The 19,233-nt window shown below is 56.1% G+C and carries 19 protein-coding genes and 1 other annotated feature; of the genes, 7 read left to right on the top strand and 12 right to left on the bottom strand.

Annotation, left to right across the window (positions count from 1 at the left end; translation table 11 throughout):
* The first annotated feature begins 96 nt into the window (after positions 1 to 96).
* On the top strand, positions 97 to 1,530 hold the full coding sequence (locus tag SK50_RS05745) for an alanine/glycine:cation symporter family protein (RefSeq protein WP_017383821.1): 1,434 nt from the start codon (positions 97 to 99) through the stop codon (positions 1,528 to 1,530).
* Between the two features lie 66 nt (positions 1,531 to 1,596).
* Positions 1,597 to 2,370, top strand: coding sequence for a peroxide stress protein YaaA (gene yaaA / locus SK50_RS05740; protein WP_015572628.1), 774 nt, complete (start codon positions 1,597 to 1,599; stop codon positions 2,368 to 2,370).
* A 32-nt stretch (positions 2,371 to 2,402) separates the two neighbouring features.
* On the opposite strand, the gene SK50_RS05735 is transcribed toward yaaA, so the two are convergent.
* From SK50_RS05735 to yjjY, 7 genes are all read right to left on the bottom strand, one after another.
* Entirely contained in the window at positions 2,403 to 2,690 is a 288-nt protein-coding gene (locus SK50_RS05735; protein WP_015572627.1) for a DUF2502 domain-containing protein, read from the bottom strand.
* Between the two features lie 248 nt (positions 2,691 to 2,938).
* On the bottom strand, positions 2,939 to 4,225 hold the full coding sequence (gene thrC, locus SK50_RS05730; RefSeq protein ID WP_015572626.1) for a threonine synthase: 1,287 nt from the start codon (positions 4,223 to 4,225) through the stop codon (positions 2,939 to 2,941).
* 3 nt (positions 4,226 to 4,228) lie between these two features.
* Complete coding sequence (gene thrB, locus SK50_RS05725; protein WP_022650380.1) at positions 4,229 to 5,158, bottom strand: homoserine kinase; 930 nt, start codon at positions 5,156 to 5,158, stop codon at positions 4,229 to 4,231.
* A gap of 1 nt (position 5,159) precedes the next feature.
* On the bottom strand, positions 5,160 to 7,622 hold the full coding sequence (gene thrA, locus SK50_RS05720; RefSeq protein ID WP_023295899.1) for a bifunctional aspartate kinase/homoserine dehydrogenase I: 2,463 nt from the start codon (positions 7,620 to 7,622) through the stop codon (positions 5,160 to 5,162).
* A gap of 24 nt (positions 7,623 to 7,646) precedes the next feature.
* Positions 7,647 to 7,764, bottom strand: a sequence feature (Thr leader region).
* Positions 7,703 to 7,771, bottom strand: a complete 69-nt coding sequence (gene thrL / locus SK50_RS23075) for a thr operon leader peptide (protein ID WP_015572623.1) — start codon at positions 7,769 to 7,771, stop codon at positions 7,703 to 7,705. Its footprint overlaps the feature before it by 62 nt.
* A gap of 211 nt (positions 7,772 to 7,982) precedes the next feature.
* A complete protein-coding gene (locus SK50_RS05715) occupies positions 7,983 to 8,669 on the bottom strand; it encodes a tRNA/rRNA methyltransferase (protein ID WP_023295898.1) in 687 nt (228 codons plus the stop codon).
* Positions 8,670 to 9,068: 399 nt separating this feature from the next.
* Positions 9,069 to 9,209, bottom strand: a complete 141-nt coding sequence (gene yjjY / locus SK50_RS23790) for a YjjY family protein (protein WP_001541509.1) — start codon at positions 9,207 to 9,209, stop codon at positions 9,069 to 9,071.
* A 95-nt stretch (positions 9,210 to 9,304) separates the two neighbouring features.
* Between yjjY and arcA the strand changes: the two genes are divergently transcribed.
* The gene (arcA, locus tag SK50_RS05710; protein ID WP_003856501.1) at positions 9,305 to 10,021 is read left to right on the top strand and encodes a two-component system response regulator ArcA; all 717 of its coding nucleotides are present in this window, start codon (positions 9,305 to 9,307) and stop codon (positions 10,019 to 10,021) included.
* A gap of 48 nt (positions 10,022 to 10,069) precedes the next feature.
* On the opposite strand, the gene creA is transcribed toward arcA, so the two are convergent.
* Positions 10,070 to 10,540 (bottom strand): protein CreA, encoded by a 471-nt coding sequence (creA, locus tag SK50_RS05705; protein WP_017383825.1) that lies wholly within the window; start codon positions 10,538 to 10,540, stop codon positions 10,070 to 10,072.
* Positions 10,541 to 10,754: 214 nt separating this feature from the next.
* Here creA and robA point away from each other — a divergent pair, with 214 nt between their 5' ends.
* Positions 10,755 to 11,624 (top strand): MDR efflux pump AcrAB transcriptional activator RobA, encoded by an 870-nt coding sequence (robA, locus tag SK50_RS05700; protein WP_045344449.1) that lies wholly within the window; start codon positions 10,755 to 10,757, stop codon positions 11,622 to 11,624.
* Here robA and gpmB read toward each other — a convergent pair.
* On the bottom strand, positions 11,621 to 12,268 hold the full coding sequence (gpmB, locus tag SK50_RS05695; RefSeq protein ID WP_006810187.1) for a 2,3-diphosphoglycerate-dependent phosphoglycerate mutase GpmB: 648 nt from the start codon (positions 12,266 to 12,268) through the stop codon (positions 11,621 to 11,623). The genes robA and gpmB overlap by 4 nt on opposite strands.
* A 48-nt stretch (positions 12,269 to 12,316) precedes the next feature.
* Between gpmB and yjjX the strand changes: the two genes are divergently transcribed.
* Positions 12,317 to 12,832, top strand: coding sequence for an inosine/xanthosine triphosphatase (gene yjjX / locus SK50_RS05690; protein ID WP_015572619.1), 516 nt, complete (start codon positions 12,317 to 12,319; stop codon positions 12,830 to 12,832).
* Between the two features lie 27 nt (positions 12,833 to 12,859).
* On the opposite strand, the gene trpR is transcribed toward yjjX, so the two are convergent.
* A complete protein-coding gene (trpR, locus tag SK50_RS05685) occupies positions 12,860 to 13,189 on the bottom strand; it encodes a trp operon repressor (protein ID WP_003856511.1) in 330 nt (109 codons plus the stop codon).
* Between the two features lie 55 nt (positions 13,190 to 13,244).
* Positions 13,245 to 15,182, bottom strand: a complete 1,938-nt coding sequence (gene sltY, locus SK50_RS05680; RefSeq protein ID WP_017694548.1) for a murein transglycosylase — start codon at positions 15,180 to 15,182, stop codon at positions 13,245 to 13,247.
* Positions 15,183 to 15,408: 226 nt separating this feature from the next.
* Here sltY and ettA point away from each other — a divergent pair, with 226 nt between their 5' ends.
* Positions 15,409 to 17,076: an energy-dependent translational throttle protein EttA gene (gene ettA / locus SK50_RS05675; RefSeq protein WP_032660788.1), complete on the top strand. Its 1,668-nt coding sequence runs from the start codon at positions 15,409 to 15,411 to the stop codon at positions 17,074 to 17,076.
* 128 nt (positions 17,077 to 17,204) lie between these two features.
* On the opposite strand, the gene SK50_RS05670 is transcribed toward ettA, so the two are convergent.
* Complete coding sequence (locus tag SK50_RS05670; RefSeq protein ID WP_015572618.1) at positions 17,205 to 18,104, bottom strand: LysR family transcriptional regulator; 900 nt, start codon at positions 18,102 to 18,104, stop codon at positions 17,205 to 17,207.
* Positions 18,105 to 18,212: 108 nt separating this feature from the next.
* Between SK50_RS05670 and SK50_RS05665 the strand changes: the two genes are divergently transcribed.
* Positions 18,213 to 19,214 carry a zinc-binding alcohol dehydrogenase family protein gene (locus SK50_RS05665; RefSeq protein ID WP_045344447.1) on the top strand — a complete coding sequence of 334 codons (1,002 nt, stop codon included), beginning with the start codon at positions 18,213 to 18,215 and terminating at the stop codon, positions 19,212 to 19,214.
* The last annotated feature ends 19 nt before the right edge of the window (positions 19,215 to 19,233 follow it).

The following is a 19,233-nucleotide window of genomic DNA, read 5'->3' as shown; positions in this document are numbered from 1 at the left end:
GATAAACTCAGAATATTAACAGGCTGCTAAGTAACAGCATGCACAATCAGTGGTAGCGCTTACATATTCACTTTGGCATCAACAAGAGGGACGTTAGTGCCTGATTTCTTTTTCTTTATCAACGAAGTCCTCTGGGGTTCGATCATGATATACCTGCTTTCAGGAGCAGGTATCTGGTTTACGTGGCGCAGCGGTCTGATTCAGTTTCGCTATATCCGCAAATTTGGCAGAAGTCTGAAAAACAGCGTCACCCCACAGCCGGGCGGCCTGACCTCGTTTCAGGCGCTCTGTACCAGCCTGGCCGCGCGCGTCGGCAGCGGTAACCTGGCCGGTGTCGCGCTGGCGATCGGCGCGGGTGGTCCGGGCGCGGTATTCTGGATGTGGGTGACGGCGATTATCGGTATGGCCACCTCCTTTGCTGAATGCTCGCTTGCGCAACTCTACAAAGAAAAAGACGGCAAAGGTCAGTTTCGCGGCGGTCCCGCCTGGTATATGGCTCGCGGGCTGGGAATGCGCTGGATGGGCGTTCTGTTCTCGATCTTTTTGCTGATTGCCTATGGCCTTATTTTCAATACCGTTCAGGCAAATTCCGTCGCCCACGCGCTGCGCTTTGCCTTCAATTGTCCGGAGTGGCTGACGGGCGGCGCGCTTGCCCTTCTCACCCTGCTGACCATTGTGACCGGGCTCAAAGGGGTTGCCCGCCTGATGCAGTGGCTGGTTCCGCTGATGGCGCTGCTGTGGGTGTCCACCAGCCTGATGGTATGCGCGATACATATCGACGAGGTGCCGAACGTCATCGTCACCATTTTCCAAAGCGCGTTCGGCTGGCGCGAAGCGGCTTCCGGCGCGCTGGGTTACACCCTTAGCCAGGCACTCACGGCGGGTTTTCAGCGGGGTATGTTCTCCAACGAAGCGGGAATGGGCTCCACGCCGAATGCCGCCGCAGCGGCCGCATCCTGGCCTCCGCATCCCGCCGCGCAGGGCATTGTACAGATGATTGGCGTCTTCACAGACACCATTGTTATCTGCTCCGCCAGCGCGATGATAATGCTACTGGCCGGTGCCGCTGAACAACCGTCCGGTAGTACGGCAGGCATTCATTGGGTACAACAGGCGCTGGTCTCCCTCGTCGGCGGCTGGGGCGCGGGCCTTGTCGCACTTGTCGTGGGACTTTTTGCCTTTAGTTCCATTGCGGTGAACTATATCTATGCCGAAAACAACCTTATCTTCCTGAAAGTTGACTCGCGTCTGGCCCGCAACATCCTTCGCGCGGGCGTGCTGGCGATGGTGTTTGTAGGTTGCCTGCTCAGCATGCCGATGATCTGGCAAATAGCGGACGTCATTATGGCGCTGATGGCCATCACGAACCTGACGGCCATTTTGCTGCTTTCACCGGTTGTGGCGCTGATCGCGCGCGATTATCTGCGTCAGCGCAAGCTCGGCGTACAGCCCGTCTTTGACGCCTCACGCTATCCCGAAATCGAGTCACAAATTGCCCCTGGCACCTGGGATGATTTGCCGCGGCAATAACAGCTATCGATCAATTCAGGGCGATTTTTTGTTAAAGTCGCTCTAAATTTCCTGCAAGGACTGGATATGCTGATTCTGATTTCACCTGCCAAAACGCTCGACTACCAGAGCCCGCTCGCCACTGAGCGTTATACCCAGCCGGAATTGCTGGACTACTCGCAACAGCTGATCCACGAGGCGCGTAAGCTTTCGGCTCCGCAAATCGCTTCGCTGATGAGCATCAGCGATAAACTCGCCGACCTGAATGCCACCCGTTTTCATGAGTGGCAGCCTGACTTCACGCCCGCCAACGCCCGCCAGGCGCTGTTGGCCTTCAAAGGTGACGTCTACACTGGCCTGCAAGCAGAAACGTTTAGCGAAGCCGATTTCGATTTTGCCCAGCTGCATCTGCGCATGTTATCCGGCCTGTACGGGGTGCTGCGACCGCTGGATCTGATGCAGCCGTATCGTCTGGAGATGGGTATCCGCCTGGAAAACGCTAAAGGTAAAGATCTGTACCAGTTCTGGGGCGATGTCATTACCGACAAGCTTAACGCGGCGCTGCAAGCCCAGGGGGACAACGTGGTGATCAACCTGGCCTCCGATGAGTACTTCAAATCGGTGAAGCCGAAGAAGCTGGATGCGGACATTATCAAGCCGGTATTCCTCGACGAGAAAAACGGCAAATTTAAAGTGATCAGCTTCTACGCCAAAAAAGCGCGCGGTCTGATGAGCCGCTTCATCATTCAAAACCGTCTGACGAAGCCAGAGCAGCTCACTGGCTTTAACAGTGAAGGGTATTTTTTCGACGAGGCATCGTCAGGAAAAAACGAGCTGGTGTTTAAGCGTCACGAGCAATAAAAAGACAACCCCGCCAGCTGGCGGGGTTTGTGTTAATGGTGCTTCCGGTCCGGGCCCGGGCGACGATCGTCATGACGGTGGTGATCGTCACGATCGCGATGTTCATCGTGCGGACGCCAGTGGTTATCGCGCCAGTCATAGTGAGCTTTCCACCAGTCATGGTCGCGCCAGCGGCCGCCATCCCAGTAGTGCCCGTTATTATCCCGATCGCCAATTTGCAGTTTTACCGCTGGCACGAGGGTGATCTCAGCTGCCTGCACCGCCATGGGAGCGACCAGCATCAGTGAAAGCGCGATAAGTGCAGGTTTCAGTGTAGACATAGGTGACTCCTTATTCTTCTTGCCCAACGTGGGCCGATGTAAGGAGAGTACGTGATGGGGACGGGGGATGTTATTCTCTGCAATCCTAAACGCTAAGTGACCGCATTTATTGGGAATTTCTGCTTTTTTCCTGCTGTTTTTCTCCTTAATTTCTTCACAAAAAAGCCGGGTGGCGCTGCGCTTACCCGGCCTACGATGAGTTCGCCGTTGTAGGCCCGGTAAGGCGAAGCCGCCACCGGGCAGCACAATCACGCTCGGGTCATCATCAGCTTACGCAGCGCGGCAAAGTCTGCGGGCAGCTCATGAGACAGCAGCGGCAGGTCGGCGCGATCGGCCAGCTCTTTTGGCAGCGGCAGCGTTTCCCCCAGGATCGCTTCCACGCTCTCTTTGAACTTGGCCGGATGGGCGGTGCCGAGGAACAGGCCATACTCACCCGGTTGAAGCTGATCGCGCAGGGCACGATAGGCAATCGCCGCGTGCGGCTCAGAGGTATAGCCCACCGCTTTCAGCTCGCGCATGGTGGCTTTAGTGGTTTCGTCCGTCACCGCTGCGTAACCCAGATCGCCCAGACGCCAGACCTTACGGCGGAACAGCTCTTCCACACGCGGCCAGTTGTTAGGCTGTGACACATCCATCGCATTGGAGAGCGTGGCCTGAGTCGCGTTCGGCGCCCATTTTCCGTCCTTCAGGAAACGCGGCACGGTGTCGTTGGCGTTGGTGGCGGCGATAAAGCGCTTCACCGGCAGGCCGAGTGATTTCGCCAGCAGGCCTGCCGTCAGGTCGCCGAAGTTCCCACTTGGCACGGAAACCACCAGCTGATTGCGCGCGTCCTGCGGCAGCTGCGCCACCGCTTCGAAGTAGTAGCAGATCTGCGCCAGCAGACGGCTGATGTTGATGGAGTTGGCAGAGTTCAGCCCCAGCGCCGCCTTCAGCTCTTCGTCATCGAAGGCCTGCTTCACTAGCGCCTGACAGGCATCGAAATCGCCGTCGATCGCCACGGTTTCAATGTTGCCCCCAAGGGTGCAGAACAGTTTTTCCTGAAGCGGGCTGATTTTGCCTTTCGGATAGAGGATCACCACGCGGACGTTTTTCAGGCCGTAGAACGCATGGGCCACCGCCGCTCCGGTATCGCCTGAAGTCGCGGTAAGAATGGTCACCGGTTTGTCGCCGCTAATGTGGGTCAGCATCTGCGCCATAAAGCGACCGCCGAAATCTTTGAACGCCAGCGTCGGGCCGTGGAACAGCTCCAGACAACCAACGTCAGGCTCCACCTGCTTCACCGGCGCCGGGAAAGCAAACGCCGCACGCACGCGCTCTTCGAGCAGCTCCTGCGGGATTTCGTCGCCGATAAAGGCAGACAGAATTTTGGTGCTGCGGGTGACAAAGTCCTGCTTCAGCAGCTCATCGATTTCGGTCAGCTGAAATTCCGGCAGGTCGTGGGGGAAGAACAGCCCCTGATTTTTGCCAAGCCCCTGCGTTACCGCCTGCGCGAAGCTGACCTGCTCGTTATGATCTTTAAGGTTGTAGAGTTTCATTCGTTATCCCAGTACTCGTGCGCCAGCCGTGTCCAGACGGCAAATATGAACAAAGCCTTCCTGATTTTGCAGGTAGTGTTTAGAGAGCCAGTCCGCCACGCGCTGCGCGGTGTCTGGCTTGTCGCATAAGGCGAACAGCGTCGGGCCGGAGCCGGAGATGCCGCACGCCTGTGCGCCGATATCCATGGATGCCTGTCGCGCTTCGTTAAAGCCCGGCAGCAGCTTCGTGCGATACGGCTCGGCAATGACGTCTTTCATCAGTTTCGCCGCCAGCTGCGGCTGACGGGTGTAGCAGGCGTGAATAAAGCCCGCCAGATGACGCCCGTGGGCGATACAGTCCTGACGACGATACTGCGCCGGCAGGATCGCACGCGCTTCGGCGGTAGACACTTTAATGCCCGGATAGGCCAGCACCCACAGCCACTCATCAAACCCTGGCACCTGCTGGCTGATGATGCCATTTTCTTCAATCATCAGCTGCATGCCGCCAAGGAAGCACGGCGCCACGTTATCATAATGAATGCTGCCGGAGATGCGCCCTTCCAGCTCGCCCATCAGCGCCAGCAGACGGCTGTTGTTCAGCGGCTTGCCGCAATGCTCATTCATCGCCACCAGCGCGGCGACCACCGAGCAGGCGCTCGAGCCCAGCCCCGAACCAATCGGCATGCTCTTTTCCAGCGTCATGGCGACCGGCACGTTTTTGCCGATCTCCTGACAGAAGCGTTCCCAGCACTGATAAACGATATTCTCGCGCGGTTCAGACGGCAGCTTACTGGCGAAGCGGCCGATGTTATTCAGACTGAAGCGCTCTGCCGCCTCAACCGTAACCGTATCGCCCAGCAGCGAACCGTCCACCGGCGTGACCGCCGCGCCCAGCACGTCAAATCCGACGCTCATATTGGCGCTGGAAGCCGGGGCATATACTTTAACCATCTTAAACTCCTAACTTCCATGACAGGGTACGCAGCAGATCGGCAAACACGCCTGCCGCCGTCACATCATTCCCTGCGCCATAGCCGCGAAGCACCAGCGGCAGTGGCTGATAATAATGGCTGTAGAACGCCAGGGCGTTCTCGCCGTTTTTCACCTTGTACAGCGGATCGTTGCCATCCACTTCGGCAATCTTCACCCGGCAGACGCCGTCTTCTTCAATGTTGCCAACATAGCGCAATACCTTACCTTCATCACGGGCTTTCGCAACGCGTGCGGCAAAGGCGTCGTCAAGCTGCGGCAACCTGGCCATAAAGGCGCTGACGTCACCGCTGTCATCAAATTCTGCTGGCAGCACCGGCTCAATCACGATATCCGAAAGCTCCAGCTCGCGGCCAGTTTCGCGCGCCAGGATCAGCAGCTTACGCGCCACGTCCATGCCGGAGAGGTCGTCGCGCGGATCCGGCTCGGTGTAGCCCAGCTCGCGCGCGGCGCGGGTGGCTTCCGACAAGCTCATCCCTTCGTCCAGCTTGCCGAAGATAAACGACAGGGAGCCGGAGAGGATGCCGGAGAAACGCTGTAGTTCGTCGCCCGCGTTGAGCAGGTTTTGCAGGTTCTCGATGACCGGCAGGCCCGCGCCCACGTTGGTGTCATACAGAAACTTACGGCGCGACTTACTCGCCGCCAGCCGCAGCTGGTGATAGTAATCCATCGACGAGGTGTTGGCCTTTTTGTTTGGCGTCACCACGTGGAAACCTTCGCGCAGGAAGTCGGCGTACTGATCGGCCACCGCCTGGCTGGAGGTACAGTCAACAATCACCGGGTTAAGCAGGTGATATTCTTTCACCAGGCGGATCAGGCGGCCCAGGTTAAATGGCTCTTTCGCCTCTTCCAGCTCCGCCTGCCAGTTTTCCAGATTCAGACCGTGGACGTTAGTCAGCAACGCTTTCGAGTTCGCAATGCCGCAAACGCGCAAATCGATATGTTTCTTCTTAAGCCACTCCTGCTGGCGCTTCACCTGCTCCAGCAGCGCGCCACCGACACCACCGACGCCCACCAGGAACAGCTCAATCACCTGGTCGGTGTTGAACAGCATCTGATGCACCACGCGCACGCCGGTAGTGGCGTCATCGTTATCCACGACAACGGAAATGGAACGCTCTGATGAGCCCTGGGCAATCGCCACGATATTGATATTGGCCCGCGCCAGCGCGGCAAAGAATTTGGCGGAGATACCGCGCAGGGTGCGCATGCCGTCGCCGACCACAGAGATAATCGCCAGACGTTCCTGAATCGAGAGCGGCTCCAGCAGCTCTTCTTTCAGCTCCAGATAGAACTCTTCTTCCAGCGCGCGACGGGCACGCAGGCAATCACCCTGCGGAACGCAGAAGCTGATGCTGTATTCGGAAGAAGACTGCGTGATCAGCACCACGGAGATCCCGTTGCGGGACATAGCGGCAAAAACGCGTGCCGCCATGCCGACCATGCCCTTCATCCCCGGGCCGGAGACGCTGAACATCGCCATGTTATTGAGGTTAGAAATGCCTTTCACCGGCAGGTCATCTTCATCCGCGCTGGCGCCAATCAGCGTGCCCGGCGCCTGAGGGTTACCGGTATTCTTAATCAGGCAAGGGATTTGGAACTGGGCAATCGGGGAGATGGTACGCGGGTGAAGAACTTTAGCGCCGAAGTAGGAAAGCTCCATCGCTTCCTGGTACGACATCGACTTCAGCAGCCTGGCGTCCGGTACCTGGCGCGGATCGCAGGTATAAACGCCGTCGACGTCAGTCCAGATCTCACAGCAGTCCGCGCGTAAGCAGGCCGCCAGCACGGCGGCGGAGTAGTCAGAGCCGTTACGCCCCAGCACCACCAGTTCGCCCTTCTCGTTACCGGCGGTAAAGCCTGCCATCAGGATCATATGGTCAGACGGGATTTTGCTCGCCGCAATACGGCGTGTCGACTCGGCAATGTCGACGGTGGATTCAAGGTAGTGGCCCACAGCCAGCAGTTTTTCAACCGGATCGATGACCGTCACGTGGTGACCGCGCGCTTCCAGCACGCCTGCCATGATGGCGATAGAGAGTTTTTCACCCCGGCAAATCAGCGCCGCGTTGATGCTGTCCGGGCACTGACCAAGCAGGCTGATACCGTGAAGAACGTGTTTAATCTGGGCAAATTCAAGTTCAACGGTGCTTTTCAGCTGCGCCAGCGGGAAACCAGGCTGGGCGTCGGCCAGCCCCTGAAGCAGATCGGCAAAGATACGCTCGGCGTCGCTGATGTTCGGTAGTGCATCCTGACCACCGATGGTTTTTTCAATCATCGCCACCAGGTGGTTCGTGATTTTGGCCGGGGCAGAGAGCACGGTGGCAACCTGCCCCTGCCTGGCGTTGCTTTCCAGGATATCGGCAACACGCAGAAAACGTTCTGCATTTGCCACTGACGTACCGCCGAACTTCAACACTCGCATGGTTCTACCTCATTTCCTTTAGCCGAAAAAAAAGCCCGCACTGTTCAGGTGCGGGCTTTTTTCTGTTTTTCCTGTACGCGTCAGCCCGCATCGTTACCTGTGGTAATGATGATGGTTGTAGTAATGGTGGTGATGCTGATGCGTTTCATGGATGTTGTGTACTCTGTCATTATTATCTGTCTGTGCTCTATTCTTTTAGGGTTAAAGGATCGAGCCCCTTAAGTCAATGAATTTTTAATTCGATCACAATTCGGGACATTCTCACGTCCCGCTGCGGGCAGATTTATTTTCATCGGAATAACCCAGATGCAACCCCAGACATCAGCAGGATCGGCCATAATAAAAACCTATGACACTATTTTACTCGGCTAATTTTTTTTCAATATCATGAAGCAATCGGTGCAGCATTGCCGTATCGCGCTGCTCAAGACGCCCCAGGCGCTGCTGTAACCAGTCCACCATTTTCTGATCGTCAGCGACGCCCAACTGCTCAAGAAGGTTATTTGCACGAACACGCAGTGCCGCCAGCTGGTTTTCATCCGAAACTGTCACCGGTGGCTGAGAAATTTGTATTAAGGATGCTAATTGATAGCAATAGACCATCACCGCCTGCCCCAGATTGAGTGACGGATAATCCGCCACCATCGGCGCGCCCGTCAGCACGTCAGCCAGCTCCAGCTCTTCGTTAGTCAGCCCGGAATCTTCTCGCCCAAACACCAGCGCGGCTTTCTCCAGCCACTGGCTTTTCTCTTCCAGCATCGGCACCAGTTCAGCAGGCGTGGCGTAATAGTGAAACTTCGCCCGGCTGCGCGCGGTCGTCGCGACGGTAAACGAAATATCGTGGAGTGCGTCGGCGAGCGTAGCGTAAGTGGTTATATTATCGAGAATATCACCCGAACCGTGCGCCACCCAGCGCGCAGCAGGCTCCAGATGCGCCGTGCTGTCCACAATACGCAAATCGGTAAACCCCATAGTCTTCATGGCACGCGCCGCAGCGCCAATATTTTCAGCTCTTGCTGGTGCCACCAGCACAATCGACAGATGCATTTACGCTCTCTTTTTAATCAGTTAGCAGGTAAAAATGTGATTCAGTTCAACATATTACGCAGCACGAATTTACAATTTTGCAACACAAATCACCGAAATAGCGTTTCATAACAATTAAAAAAAGCTAAACTATTTTGTGGCTGAACAATCAGTTAGAATGTTAACAGAAGTCCATTATCCTTATGTTTTGTAATGATAATGACCATATGAATACTCTTTTCTGATTGGATTCGTACCGTTTATCAATCAGTGTCCGCAACTAGTTGGTTTATTGAAAAATTGTGACAAAGGCTAGCATTCAGCTACGATGATTTCATCAAACTGTTAACGTGCTACAATTGAACTTGATATATGTCAACGAAGCGTAGTTTTATTGGGTGTCCGGTGTCACTTAGCCTGTTATGTTGCTGTTAAAATGGTTAGGATGACAGCCGTTTTTGACACTGTCGGGTCCAAAGGGAAAGTACCCACGACCAAGCTAATGATGTTGTTGACGTTGATGGAAAGTGCATCAAGAACGCAATTACGTACTTTAGTCACGTTAAGCCGATCATGTTAATTTGCGACATGCATCAGGCAGGTCAGGGACTTTTGTACTTCCTGTTTCGATTTAGTTGGCAATTTAGGTAGCAAACATGCAGACCCCGCACATTCTTATCGTTGAAGACGAGTTGGTAACACGCAACACGTTAAAGAGCATTTTCGAAGCAGAAGGCTACGATGTCTTTGAAGCGACCGATGGCGCAGAGATGCATCAGATCCTTTCTGAAAATGATATCAACCTGGTGATTATGGATATCAACCTGCCGGGCAAAAACGGGCTTCTTCTGGCGCGCGAACTGCGTGAACAGGCGAACGTCGCGTTGATGTTCCTGACGGGCCGTGACAACGAGGTTGATAAAATTCTTGGTCTGGAAATCGGCGCGGATGACTACATCACCAAGCCGTTCAACCCTCGCGAGTTAACCATTCGTGCACGCAACCTGCTGTCCCGCACCATGAATCTGGGTACGGTAAGTGAAGAGCGTCGTAGCGTCGACAGCTACAAATTCAACGGCTGGGAACTTGATATCAATAGCCGTTCGCTGATTAGCCCGAACGGTGAGCAGTACAAACTGCCGCGCAGTGAATTCCGCGCGATGCTGCACTTCTGCGAGAACCCGGGCAAGATTCAGTCCCGTGCAGAACTGCTGAAGAAAATGACCGGTCGTGAGTTGAAGCCACACGATCGTACCGTTGACGTAACCATCCGTCGTATTCGTAAGCACTTCGAATCTACGCCGGATACGCCGGAAATCATCGCCACGATCCATGGTGAAGGCTATCGTTTCTGCGGTGACCTCCAGGAGTAATTCTCCCGTCACGCAGTAAAAAACGGCGCATTTGCGCCGTTTTTTTTATCAATGCCACGGCATAATCGGTACCGCGCTTATCGCGTTTTTCGGTGAGCCGTCCACGACTTTGTCGGAATAAGCCAGATAAGCCAGGGTGTTACGCTTCGCGTCATAAAAACGGACCACCTGTAGCTTTTTGAACACCAGCGAGGTCCGTTTCTGGAATACGACGTCGCCCTGCGCTTTGCCGTTTTTGATTTTGTCACTCAATTCCACCGGGCCAACCTGCTGGCAGGAGATGGCCGCGTCAGACGTGTCTTCAGCCAGCCCCAGGCCGCCTTTAATCCCGCCGGTCTTTGCCCGGCTGACATAGCAGGTGACGTTTTTAACGTCCGGATCGTCAAAGGCTTCCACCACAATTTTGTGGTCCGGCCCAAACATTTTAAACACAGTATCCACGGAGCCAATTTGCTCCGCCTGTGCCACGCGCCCTGCCATCAGCGCCAGTGCTGCAAAGACTAAAACCTTGTATTTCATATTGTTACCATTCATAAAAATTACGCTGAGCGATTATTCAACAGGTTAGATAAAAATGTAGCAAGATCACAGGATTAGAATATATCCGCACATAAATCACTACAAAAAGCATTTATGCGCAAAAAAAACACTGAATGCTAAAACGTCAAAAAATGCTATTATCCGCTAACCTGTAAACAGGCACCTGCGGCAGTTTTAAGGATGAGGATAGTATATGGATCAGGCTGGAATTATTCGCGACCTGCTCACCTGGCTGGAAGGTCATCTCGACCAGCCTTTGTCACTGGATAATGTGGCGGCAAAAGCAGGCTATTCCAAGTGGCATCTGCAAAGGATGTTCAAGGATGTCACCGGTCATGCTATCGGTGCCTATATTCGCGCACGTCGTTTATCAAAGTCTGCTGTCGCGTTGCGCCTGACCGCGCGACCAATCCTGGATATTGCCCTGCAATATCGCTTCGATTCACAGCAAACCTTCACCCGCGCCTTTAAAAAACAGTTCTCGTTAACGCCAGCACTTTATCGCCGCTCGCCGGACTGGAGCTCCTTTGGTATGCGTCCGCCGCTGCGTCTGGGCGAGTTTGCGATGCCAAAATATGAAATTATCACCCTGCCGGAAACGCACCTGGTCGGCACCACGCAGAGCTACTCCTGTTCCCTGGAGCAGATCTCCGAGTTCCGCCATCAGATGCGCGTTCAGTTCTGGCGCGAATTTTTAAGCCATGCTCCGGCGATCCCGCCGATTCTGTATGGCCTGAACGAAACGCATCCCAGCCAGGAAAAAGACGACGAGCAGGAGGTGTTCTATACCACGGCGCTGACGCCTGACATGGCGAACGGTTACATTCATGGCTCGAAGCCTGTCGTGGTGGAAGGCGGCGAGTATGTGATGTTCTCATACGAAGGTTTAGGAACGGGCGTTCAGGAGTTCATCCTGACCGTTTACGGGACCTGCATGCCGATGCTGAATCTGAATCGCCGTAAAGGTCAGGACATTGAGCGCTACTATCCGGCGCAAGATGCTAAACCGGAAGAAGGCCCTATCAATCTGCGTATGGAATTCCTGATTCCGGTACGTCGTTAACGCTGCAATTCGTCCAGAGCAGGGGCATCAAGATGCGAAATGTCCCCTGCCATCTCAACTACCCACCCCGATGCCAGCCAGGCACTTTCCTGATAGTCGATACGGGAAATGGAACAGTTGCGCAGACGCAAACGGCGTTCGGCGTAAGCCGGCAGTCCCAGAATGGTGCTCACCAGGCAACCCAGCGCGATACCGTGGCTTACCAGCAGCGGTCGGCTACCTGCCGGGAGTTTCAGGCACTCGGCCAGCGCGGCATGCATGCGCACGCTCAGCTCCTGCATGGATTCCCCTTCAGGGATGCGACCATCTTCAGTGCCGTTCACCAGCGTGCGGCGCCAGCCTTCTTCGGTTTCCGTCAGCGTATCGATAGGACGTTTTTCCAGCACGCCCATATCCAGCTCGCGCAGACGCGGTTCGAGGGTCACGTCGCAGCCACAGGCATCGGCGATGATGCGTGCCGTCTGCTGCGTGCGGCCTAAATCACTGGAGATGACGTGAGTGATACCCAGCGTTCTGGCGCGCTCCGCCACCTGCCATGCTTGCTGCACACCTTTGTCGGTGAGAGGACTATCTGACTGGCCTTGAATACGTCGCTCGGCGTTCCACTGCGTTTCACCGTGGCGAACAAGGTATACCTGTAACATGCTTTTTTTCCGTTATACTGCGATGAATTTTTTAAATCGAGCTTAATTATGCACCATGTTGTCTCTGCTACCACCAATCCTGCCAAAATTCAGGCAATTCTAAGGGCATTTGAAGAGATCTTCGGCGAAGGATCCTGCCATATTGACGCCGTCGGCGTCGAGAGCGGTGTGCCGGAACAGCCGTTTGGCAGCGAGGAAACACGCGCTGGCGCACGAAATCGCGTGGCGAATGCAAAAGCCGCCGCGCCAGACGCTGACTTCTGGGTCGCGATTGAAGCAGGCATCGACGAAGGGGCGACCTTCAGCTGGGTTGTCATCGAAAGCCGTGAGCAGCGCGGCGAAGCGCGTTCTGCCACGCTGCCGCTGCCGGAAGTCATACTGGAGAAAGTCCGCGCGGGTGAGGCGCTGGGGCCGGTAATGTCGCACTACACCGGCATTGATGAAATTGGTCGTAAAGAGGGGGCGATTGGCGTCTTTACGGGTGGCAAGCTTACGCGTTCAGGTGTTTACCACCAGGCCGTTATTCTGGCGTTAAGTCCGTTCCATAACGCGATTTATCGTTAAATTTGCAGGCCGGATAAGGCGAAGCCGTCATCCGGCGTTTTTCAGCAATACCGCTTCCAGCCACTGACGCAGTTCAACCGGCGCCGACTTCAGGCTGTTTGAACCACGGGTGATGGTCGCAATACCCGCGCCCAGCTCGTTTTTCAGCTCGCGCTGGCTCATTTCGCCGCGCAGCAGTTCCTCAATAATGCGTACCCGCGTGCCCAGCGCTTCGCGTTCATCGGGCGTCAGCATCAGCTGTAGCAACGGTAAATGCAGATCTTTGTCGTAAGACTGGCGGAGCAACTCCACAAAACGAAGCCACTCCTGATGACGCTGTTCGGCCATGGCCGAGGAATACGGGGAATGCTGGGTCATGTTATGCTGCCTCTTGTACTCATTAGCGAGTACAGCATAACACAACCCGCGCCGATCAGTAACGTCTCTGCCACTCGGCATCGCTCATCAGGGTATCTTTCTGCCCCATGAAGTAGCGATAGTAGGCGTCATAAGCCAGCACATTCTTCACATAGCCGCGCGTTTCCGAGAACGGAATGCTCTCGACAAACGCCACGGCGTCGATGCGCCCTGCGCTGTTGCCAAGCCATGTCCGCACGCGGCCAGGCCCGGCGTTGTACGCCGCTGACGCGAAGATACGGTTATTACCGAACTGCTGATAGACGTACTGCAAGTAGCTGGTACCGATGTTGATGTTAGTCTCCGGATCCAGCAGCTGGGACGGGCTGCTGTAGCCTGGAATATTAAACATCTTCACCGTGTGCGTCGCGGTACCCGGCATAATCTGCATCAGGCCGCTGGCACCCACCGGAGAACGCACTTTCGGGTTCCAGGCGCTCTCCTGACGGGCAATGGCCATCGCGTAGCTTTGCGGAATATCTTTGCCGCTGGTGTAGCGATCGAACAGATCCTTATAAGCCAGCGGGAAACGCTCTTCGAGATGATCCCACAGTTTGCCGGCGATCGTCGCTTGCACGCTCAGATCCCACCAGCGATTATCAAATGCATAGCGGGCAAGCTGCGCTTTCTCATCGGTGGTACGGCTGGTGACCAGATTCGCCCATTCGCTGCGCGCGGTATTATCCAGATTCCAGTACATCAGCTCGCGCACGCGCGCCATTTCCGGCCCCTGCGTCAGCGCCGGGTTCGCGTTGGCTGGCGCTTTGTCGATCTTCAGGGTGTACTCCTCGCCCAGACGCTGCGCCGCCGCCATCGGGTAGAATCCGCGCTGCTGCATCAGGGAGTGGAGGATCTCTTTGGCTTCATCTTCACGACCACGTTCCAGCAGCATGTCCGCCTGCCAGTAACGCCATTCATCTTTCTCTTTGGCATCCATCGGCAGACGCGCCAGCCAGGTATTGAGGCCACGACGATCGCCCGTTCCCAGCGCCATGCGCACGCGACGCTCCACCAGCGAGACAGAGTTTGAACGCATCACCGCATCATCACGCCAGCGCGCCTGTTCGTCGGTGACATCTGTTCCCATCAGTCGCCATGCCACGATATCGCGCAGCTCCTGAGTTTGATCGTCATTAAGCTGCTGGGCCTGCACCAGCTGCGGGATCATCAGCCGGGCGTTTTCCACATCATCACGCGCCACGCTGGCAAAGGCCACCGCCGCCATCTGGCGGGTAAAATCGGTCGCGCCGGTAGTACGCGCAAACGTCAGCACGGTATTGGGATCGTTTGCCAGACTGATAACGGCAGACGCAATGGTCTGATAATCTGCGGGCATCTGGCCCGCCAGCACGGTGACCAGCCGGGTGTTTCCGGCCTTCATCGCAAGGCGAATACGTTCCAGGTAAGAGAGCGGATCCTGCTTGCCCGAGGCGCGCCAGGCGCTGAACAGCGGGTCACAGGCGTTTGGCTGGCTTTTGCCCGTCAGCCACAGCTCTTTCGCGCCGGTCCAGGCTTCCTCCTGCTGACCGGTCGCCCATTTCGCATAATAGTAATTACACTGCGCTTCCGTCGCGCCCGGTTTATCCGGGCTGAAAGCCAGCAGGCCGCGCCAGTCTTCGCGACGGGCCAGCTCGTTCACAAACCGGGACTTCAGGGTGCGCGCAGGCGGTAGGGTCGGGTTCGCCTGAATGAAGTTATTCACGGTGACGGTCGGTTGATTCATGAGATCGTCCGTGATCTGACGATACTCAAGATACGGATACAGCGGATAATCCTTCAGCGTCGGCATCAGCGCCTGCACGGTATCCATCTGCTTGTTGTCCCATGCCTGTTTAATCTGGGCATAGCGGTTACGTTGTTCATCCAGTGAATCGGCATGCACCGCCTGGCTTACCGCCATTACGCATACGCTGGCAGCCAGCAGACGCCAGACCACCCGTTTGGCTTTTTCCACAAGCTCTTCCTCATTGTTTTTCGTCAGTTGCAGCGTCTTGCCACGTCAAAGTTACATCAACTTATGCTAACCAGGCATCCCACAACGCGCCACGTCATGGACACTTTTTTACCTTTCTTGCGCGTTTTAACACTCCCGACGTTCCTGGCTGGGATTAGGGCGTGAAAAAGGCTACACTTCGAGGCTGAAATTCATTCTCATCACGATAAAAGAGGCGAAGTCCAACGTGGCTCAATTCGTTTATACCATGCATCGTGTCGGCAAAGTTGTCCCGCCGAAACGTCATATTCTTAAAAATATCTCGCTGAGCTTCTTCCCGGGCGCAAAAATCGGTGTTCTGGGTCTCAACGGTGCCGGTAAGTCCACCCTGCTGCGCATCATGGCCGGCATCGATACAGACATCGAAGGTGAAGCCCGTCCGCAGCCTGGCATTAAGATCGGCTACCTGCCGCAGGAACCTCAGCTGAACCCGGAACACACCGTGCGTGAATCCGTTGAAGAAGCGGTATCCGAGGTGGTTAACGCCCTGAAAGGTCTGGATGAAGTGTATGCCAAATACGCCGAGCCGGATGCGGACTTCGACAAACTGGCCGCTCAGCAGGGCAAATATGAAGAGATTATCCAGGCGCACGACGGTCACAACCTGAACGTGCAGCTGGAGCGCGCGGCTGATGCCCTGCGTCTGCCAGACTGGGATGCGAAAATCGCTAACCTGTCCGGTGGTGAACGCCGCCGCGTGGCGCTGTGCCGCCTGCTGCTGGAAAAACCAGACATGCTGCTGCTCGACGAACCTACCAACCACCTGGATGCGGAATCCGTGGCGTGGCTGGAGCGCTTCCTGCACGACTTCGAAGGCACCGTGGTGGCGATTACCCACGACCGTTACTTCCTCGACAACGTTGCAGGCTGGATCCTGGAGCTGGACCGCGGCGAAGGTATTCCGTGGGAAGGCAACTACTCCTCCTGGCTGGAGCAGAAAGATCAGCGCCTGGCGCAGGAAGCCTCTCAGGAAGCGGCCCGCCGCAAGTCTATTGAGAAAGAGCTGGAGTGGGTGCGTCAGGGCGCGAAAGGCCGTCAGTCTAAGGGCAAAGCCCGTCTGGCACGCTTCGAAGAGCTGAACAACACCGAATACCAGAAACGTAACGAAACCAACGAACTGTTTATTCCGCCTGGCGCACGTCTGGGGGATAAAGTGGTTGAAGTCAGCAACCTGCGCAAGTCCTACGGCGACCGCCTGCTGATCGACGACCTGAGCTTCTCCGTACCGAAAGGCGCTATCGTTGGCATCATCGGTCCGAACGGCGCAGGTAAATCGACCCTGTTCCGCATGATGTCCGGTCAGGAACAGCCTGACAGCGGCTCTATCACCCTGGGTGAAACCGTGAAGCTGGCTTCCGTGGACCAGTTCCGCGACGCAATGGATAACAGCAAAACCGTGTGGGAAGAGGTTTCCGGCGGTCTGGATATCATGCGTATCGGCAACACCGAGATGCCAAGCCGCGCTTACGTTGGCCGCTTTAACTTTAAGGGCACTGACCAGGGCAAACGCGTGGGCGAGCTGTCCGGCGGTGAGCGCGGTCGTCTGCACCTGGCGAAGCTGCTCCAGGTTGGCGGCAACGTTCTGCTGCTTGATGAACCTACCAACGACCTGGACATCGAAACCCTGCGCGCGCTGGAAAACGCCCTGCTGGAGTTCCCGGGCTGCGCGATGGTTATCTCGCACGACCGCTGGTTCCTGGACCGCATCGCAACCCACATCCTGGACTACCAGGACGAAGGTAAGGTGGAGTTCTTCGAAGGTAACTTCACCGAATACGAAGAGTACAAGAAACGCACGCTGGGCGCAGACGCGCTGGAGCCGAAGCGTATTAAGTACAAGCGTATTGCGAAATAAAAGCAAAACGGCAACTTCGGTTGCCGTTTTTTATGTTTGTAACCTCTCCCCGTGGGAGAGGGCCAGGGTGAGGGCATCAGGCCGCACAGTGTGTAGGCCGGGTAAGGCGAAGCCGCCACCCGGCTTTTTTATTTGCCCACGTAATACCGCTTCACCTCATCAAACTGCATCGCAAAGTCGATATAGCTCATCAGCGCAGGCGAATTGAGCTTACGGCTCGGGTAGGCCAGCCAGAGATCGTTTCCCTCAACGCTCCACGCCGGCAGCACCTTCACCAGCGCGCCCTTTTCGATCTTATCTTCCAGCAGGAATGCGGGTAACAGCGTGATCCCCGCCCCGGCAATGGCGCATTCCCGGGCGTACACCAGGTTATCCGTCATGTGGGCGTTATCCGGCAGGTAGCGGTAATCCTCACTCTCGCTTCGCAGAAGCCACTCCGACCATGCCCGGTGCGTAATGCAGCGGTGCTCCACCAGCTGTCGGGGATGGATTAACGGCGCCCGACGCGCCAGGTAGTGGGGCGAGGCCAGCATGTAGCGCGGACAGTGCCCAATCATGCGGCCAATCAGGGAAGAATCCTGCGGTTTGCCGGTGCGCAGCGCCACGTCAAAGCCAGACTCGACCAGATCCACCACGTCGTCTGAGATCGACACATCCAGCGACACGTCCGGATAGCGAAGCTGGAACTCGGCATTCATATGCGCCAGCAGCGTCGCGCCAATTCCCGCCGGACAGGTGATCCGCAGCCGCCCGCTGGGGTTTTCGCGCAGCCGCTGAATGGCATACTCCGCGCGCTCGCTGGCCGCCAGCATTTCACGACAGTGCACCAGATAGTGTTCGCCCGCAAACGTCAGGCTTATTCTGCGCGTGGTGCGATTCAACAGACGGATCCCCACCTGTTGCTCCAGCTGGCTAATCCGCTGGCTGACGCTGGATTTCGGCAGTTCCGCCTTCTGCGCCGCCGCGGTAAAGCTGCCCATCTCGGCCACCAGCGCAAACAGCGCCATATCCTGAAGCTGTTTAAACATGATTGTTCACTCTGTACGAACGCTGAGTTCTGGATTGTCCATCTTATCATGCAGCTGACCACTTAATAGACTAGCCTCAACAAAACGCATGCCATTGAGGAGCACACCATGTCAGTGAAAGCCATTGCCGTTAACCCGGAAAATCCCTCCACCTTCGTTGAAATCACTCCGCCGATGCCGCAGCCCGGTGAACACGATCTGCTGGTGGAGGTAAAAGCCGTCTCCGTAAACCCGGTGGACACCAAGGTACATGCAGGCATTACCAAAAGCGGACTGAAGGAGCCGCGCATTCTCGGGTGGGATGCCAGCGGTATCGTACAAGCCGTTGGGGCTGGCGTCACCGGATTCAAACCGGGTGACGAAGTGTGGTACGCGGGGGATATCACCCGTCCGGGCAGTAATACCACGCACCAGCTGATCGATGCGCGCATTGTCGGGCACAAGCCTGCAAGCCTTGACTGGGCCGCCTCGGCAGCACTGCCGCTGACGGCGCTCACCGCGTGGGAAGGCCTGTTTGAACGGCTGAAGATTCAGGATGCCGACGCAGATAAAACGCTGCTGATAATTGGCGGCGCGGGTGGAGTCGGATCGCTGGCGATCCCGTTTGCGAAGCACAACAGCAAGGTGAAGATCGTCGCAACCGCTTCACGAGAAGATTCCGCCAGGTGGTGTCGCGATCGCGGGGCTGACATTGTTGTAAATTACCACGACCTGAAGGGAGAACTGGCGAAACAGGGGCTCACCTTTGTGGATTACATTTTTATCCTCAACGATACCGACGGGCACTGGGATGCGGTCAGCGATCTGATTGCCCCTCAGGGAGACATTTGTTCCATCGTTGAAAACGCGCATCCGCTGAACCAGGACAAGCTGAAGTCCAAATCTGCCGCCCTGCACTGGGAATTTATGTACACCCGTAGCATGTACCAGACCACGGATATGGCGCGTCAGGGTGAGATTTTAGATGAGGTGGCGAAGCTGGTGGATAACGGCGTGGTGGAAAGCTCGCTCAGCGAAACGCTGCACGGGCTAAGCGTGGAAAGCATTACCGAAGCGCACCGCAGGGTGCTGGAGGGGCATATGCGTGGGAAGGTGGTGGTTGAGTATTGAGTGGACTGATTCCCTCACC

The sequence above is a fragment of the Enterobacter sp. BWH64 genome, assembly GCF_001037645.1.
In the GTDB taxonomy this organism is placed as follows: domain Bacteria; phylum Pseudomonadota; class Gammaproteobacteria; order Enterobacterales; family Enterobacteriaceae; genus Enterobacter; species Enterobacter hormaechei_C.
The sequence above is the reverse complement of the archived record's forward strand: the minus strand, read 5'-3'. Positions and strand labels throughout refer to the sequence as shown.

What these genes read in the sequence shown, in the direction of transcription:
- yaaA (WP_015572628.1), top strand. Translation starts at nt 1,597, where the DNA reads ATGCTGATTCTGATTTCACCTGCCAAAACGCTCGACTACCAGAGCCCG.
- SK50_RS05735 (WP_015572627.1), bottom strand. Translation starts at nt 2,690, where the DNA reads ATGTCTACACTGAAACCTGCACTTATCGCGCTTTCACTGATGCTGGTC.
- thrC (WP_015572626.1), bottom strand. Translation starts at nt 4,225, where the DNA reads ATGAAACTCTACAACCTTAAAGATCATAACGAGCAGGTCAGCTTCGCG.
- thrB (WP_022650380.1), bottom strand. Translation starts at nt 5,158, where the DNA reads ATGGTTAAAGTATATGCCCCGGCTTCCAGCGCCAATATGAGCGTCGGA.
- thrA (WP_023295899.1), bottom strand. Translation starts at nt 7,622, where the DNA reads ATGCGAGTGTTGAAGTTCGGCGGTACGTCAGTGGCAAATGCAGAACGT.
- SK50_RS05715 (WP_023295898.1), bottom strand. Translation starts at nt 8,669, where the DNA reads ATGCATCTGTCGATTGTGCTGGTGGCACCAGCAAGAGCTGAAAATATT.
- arcA (WP_003856501.1), top strand. Translation starts at nt 9,305, where the DNA reads ATGCAGACCCCGCACATTCTTATCGTTGAAGACGAGTTGGTAACACGC.
- creA (WP_017383825.1), bottom strand. Translation starts at nt 10,540, where the DNA reads ATGAAATACAAGGTTTTAGTCTTTGCAGCACTGGCGCTGATGGCAGGG.
- robA (WP_045344449.1), top strand. Translation starts at nt 10,755, where the DNA reads ATGGATCAGGCTGGAATTATTCGCGACCTGCTCACCTGGCTGGAAGGT.
- gpmB (WP_006810187.1), bottom strand. Translation starts at nt 12,268, where the DNA reads ATGTTACAGGTATACCTTGTTCGCCACGGTGAAACGCAGTGGAACGCC.
- yjjX (WP_015572619.1), top strand. Translation starts at nt 12,317, where the DNA reads ATGCACCATGTTGTCTCTGCTACCACCAATCCTGCCAAAATTCAGGCA.
- trpR (WP_003856511.1), bottom strand. Translation starts at nt 13,189, where the DNA reads ATGACCCAGCATTCCCCGTATTCCTCGGCCATGGCCGAACAGCGTCAT.
- SK50_RS05670 (WP_015572618.1), bottom strand. Translation starts at nt 18,104, where the DNA reads ATGTTTAAACAGCTTCAGGATATGGCGCTGTTTGCGCTGGTGGCCGAG.
- SK50_RS05665 (WP_045344447.1), top strand. Translation starts at nt 18,213, where the DNA reads ATGTCAGTGAAAGCCATTGCCGTTAACCCGGAAAATCCCTCCACCTTC.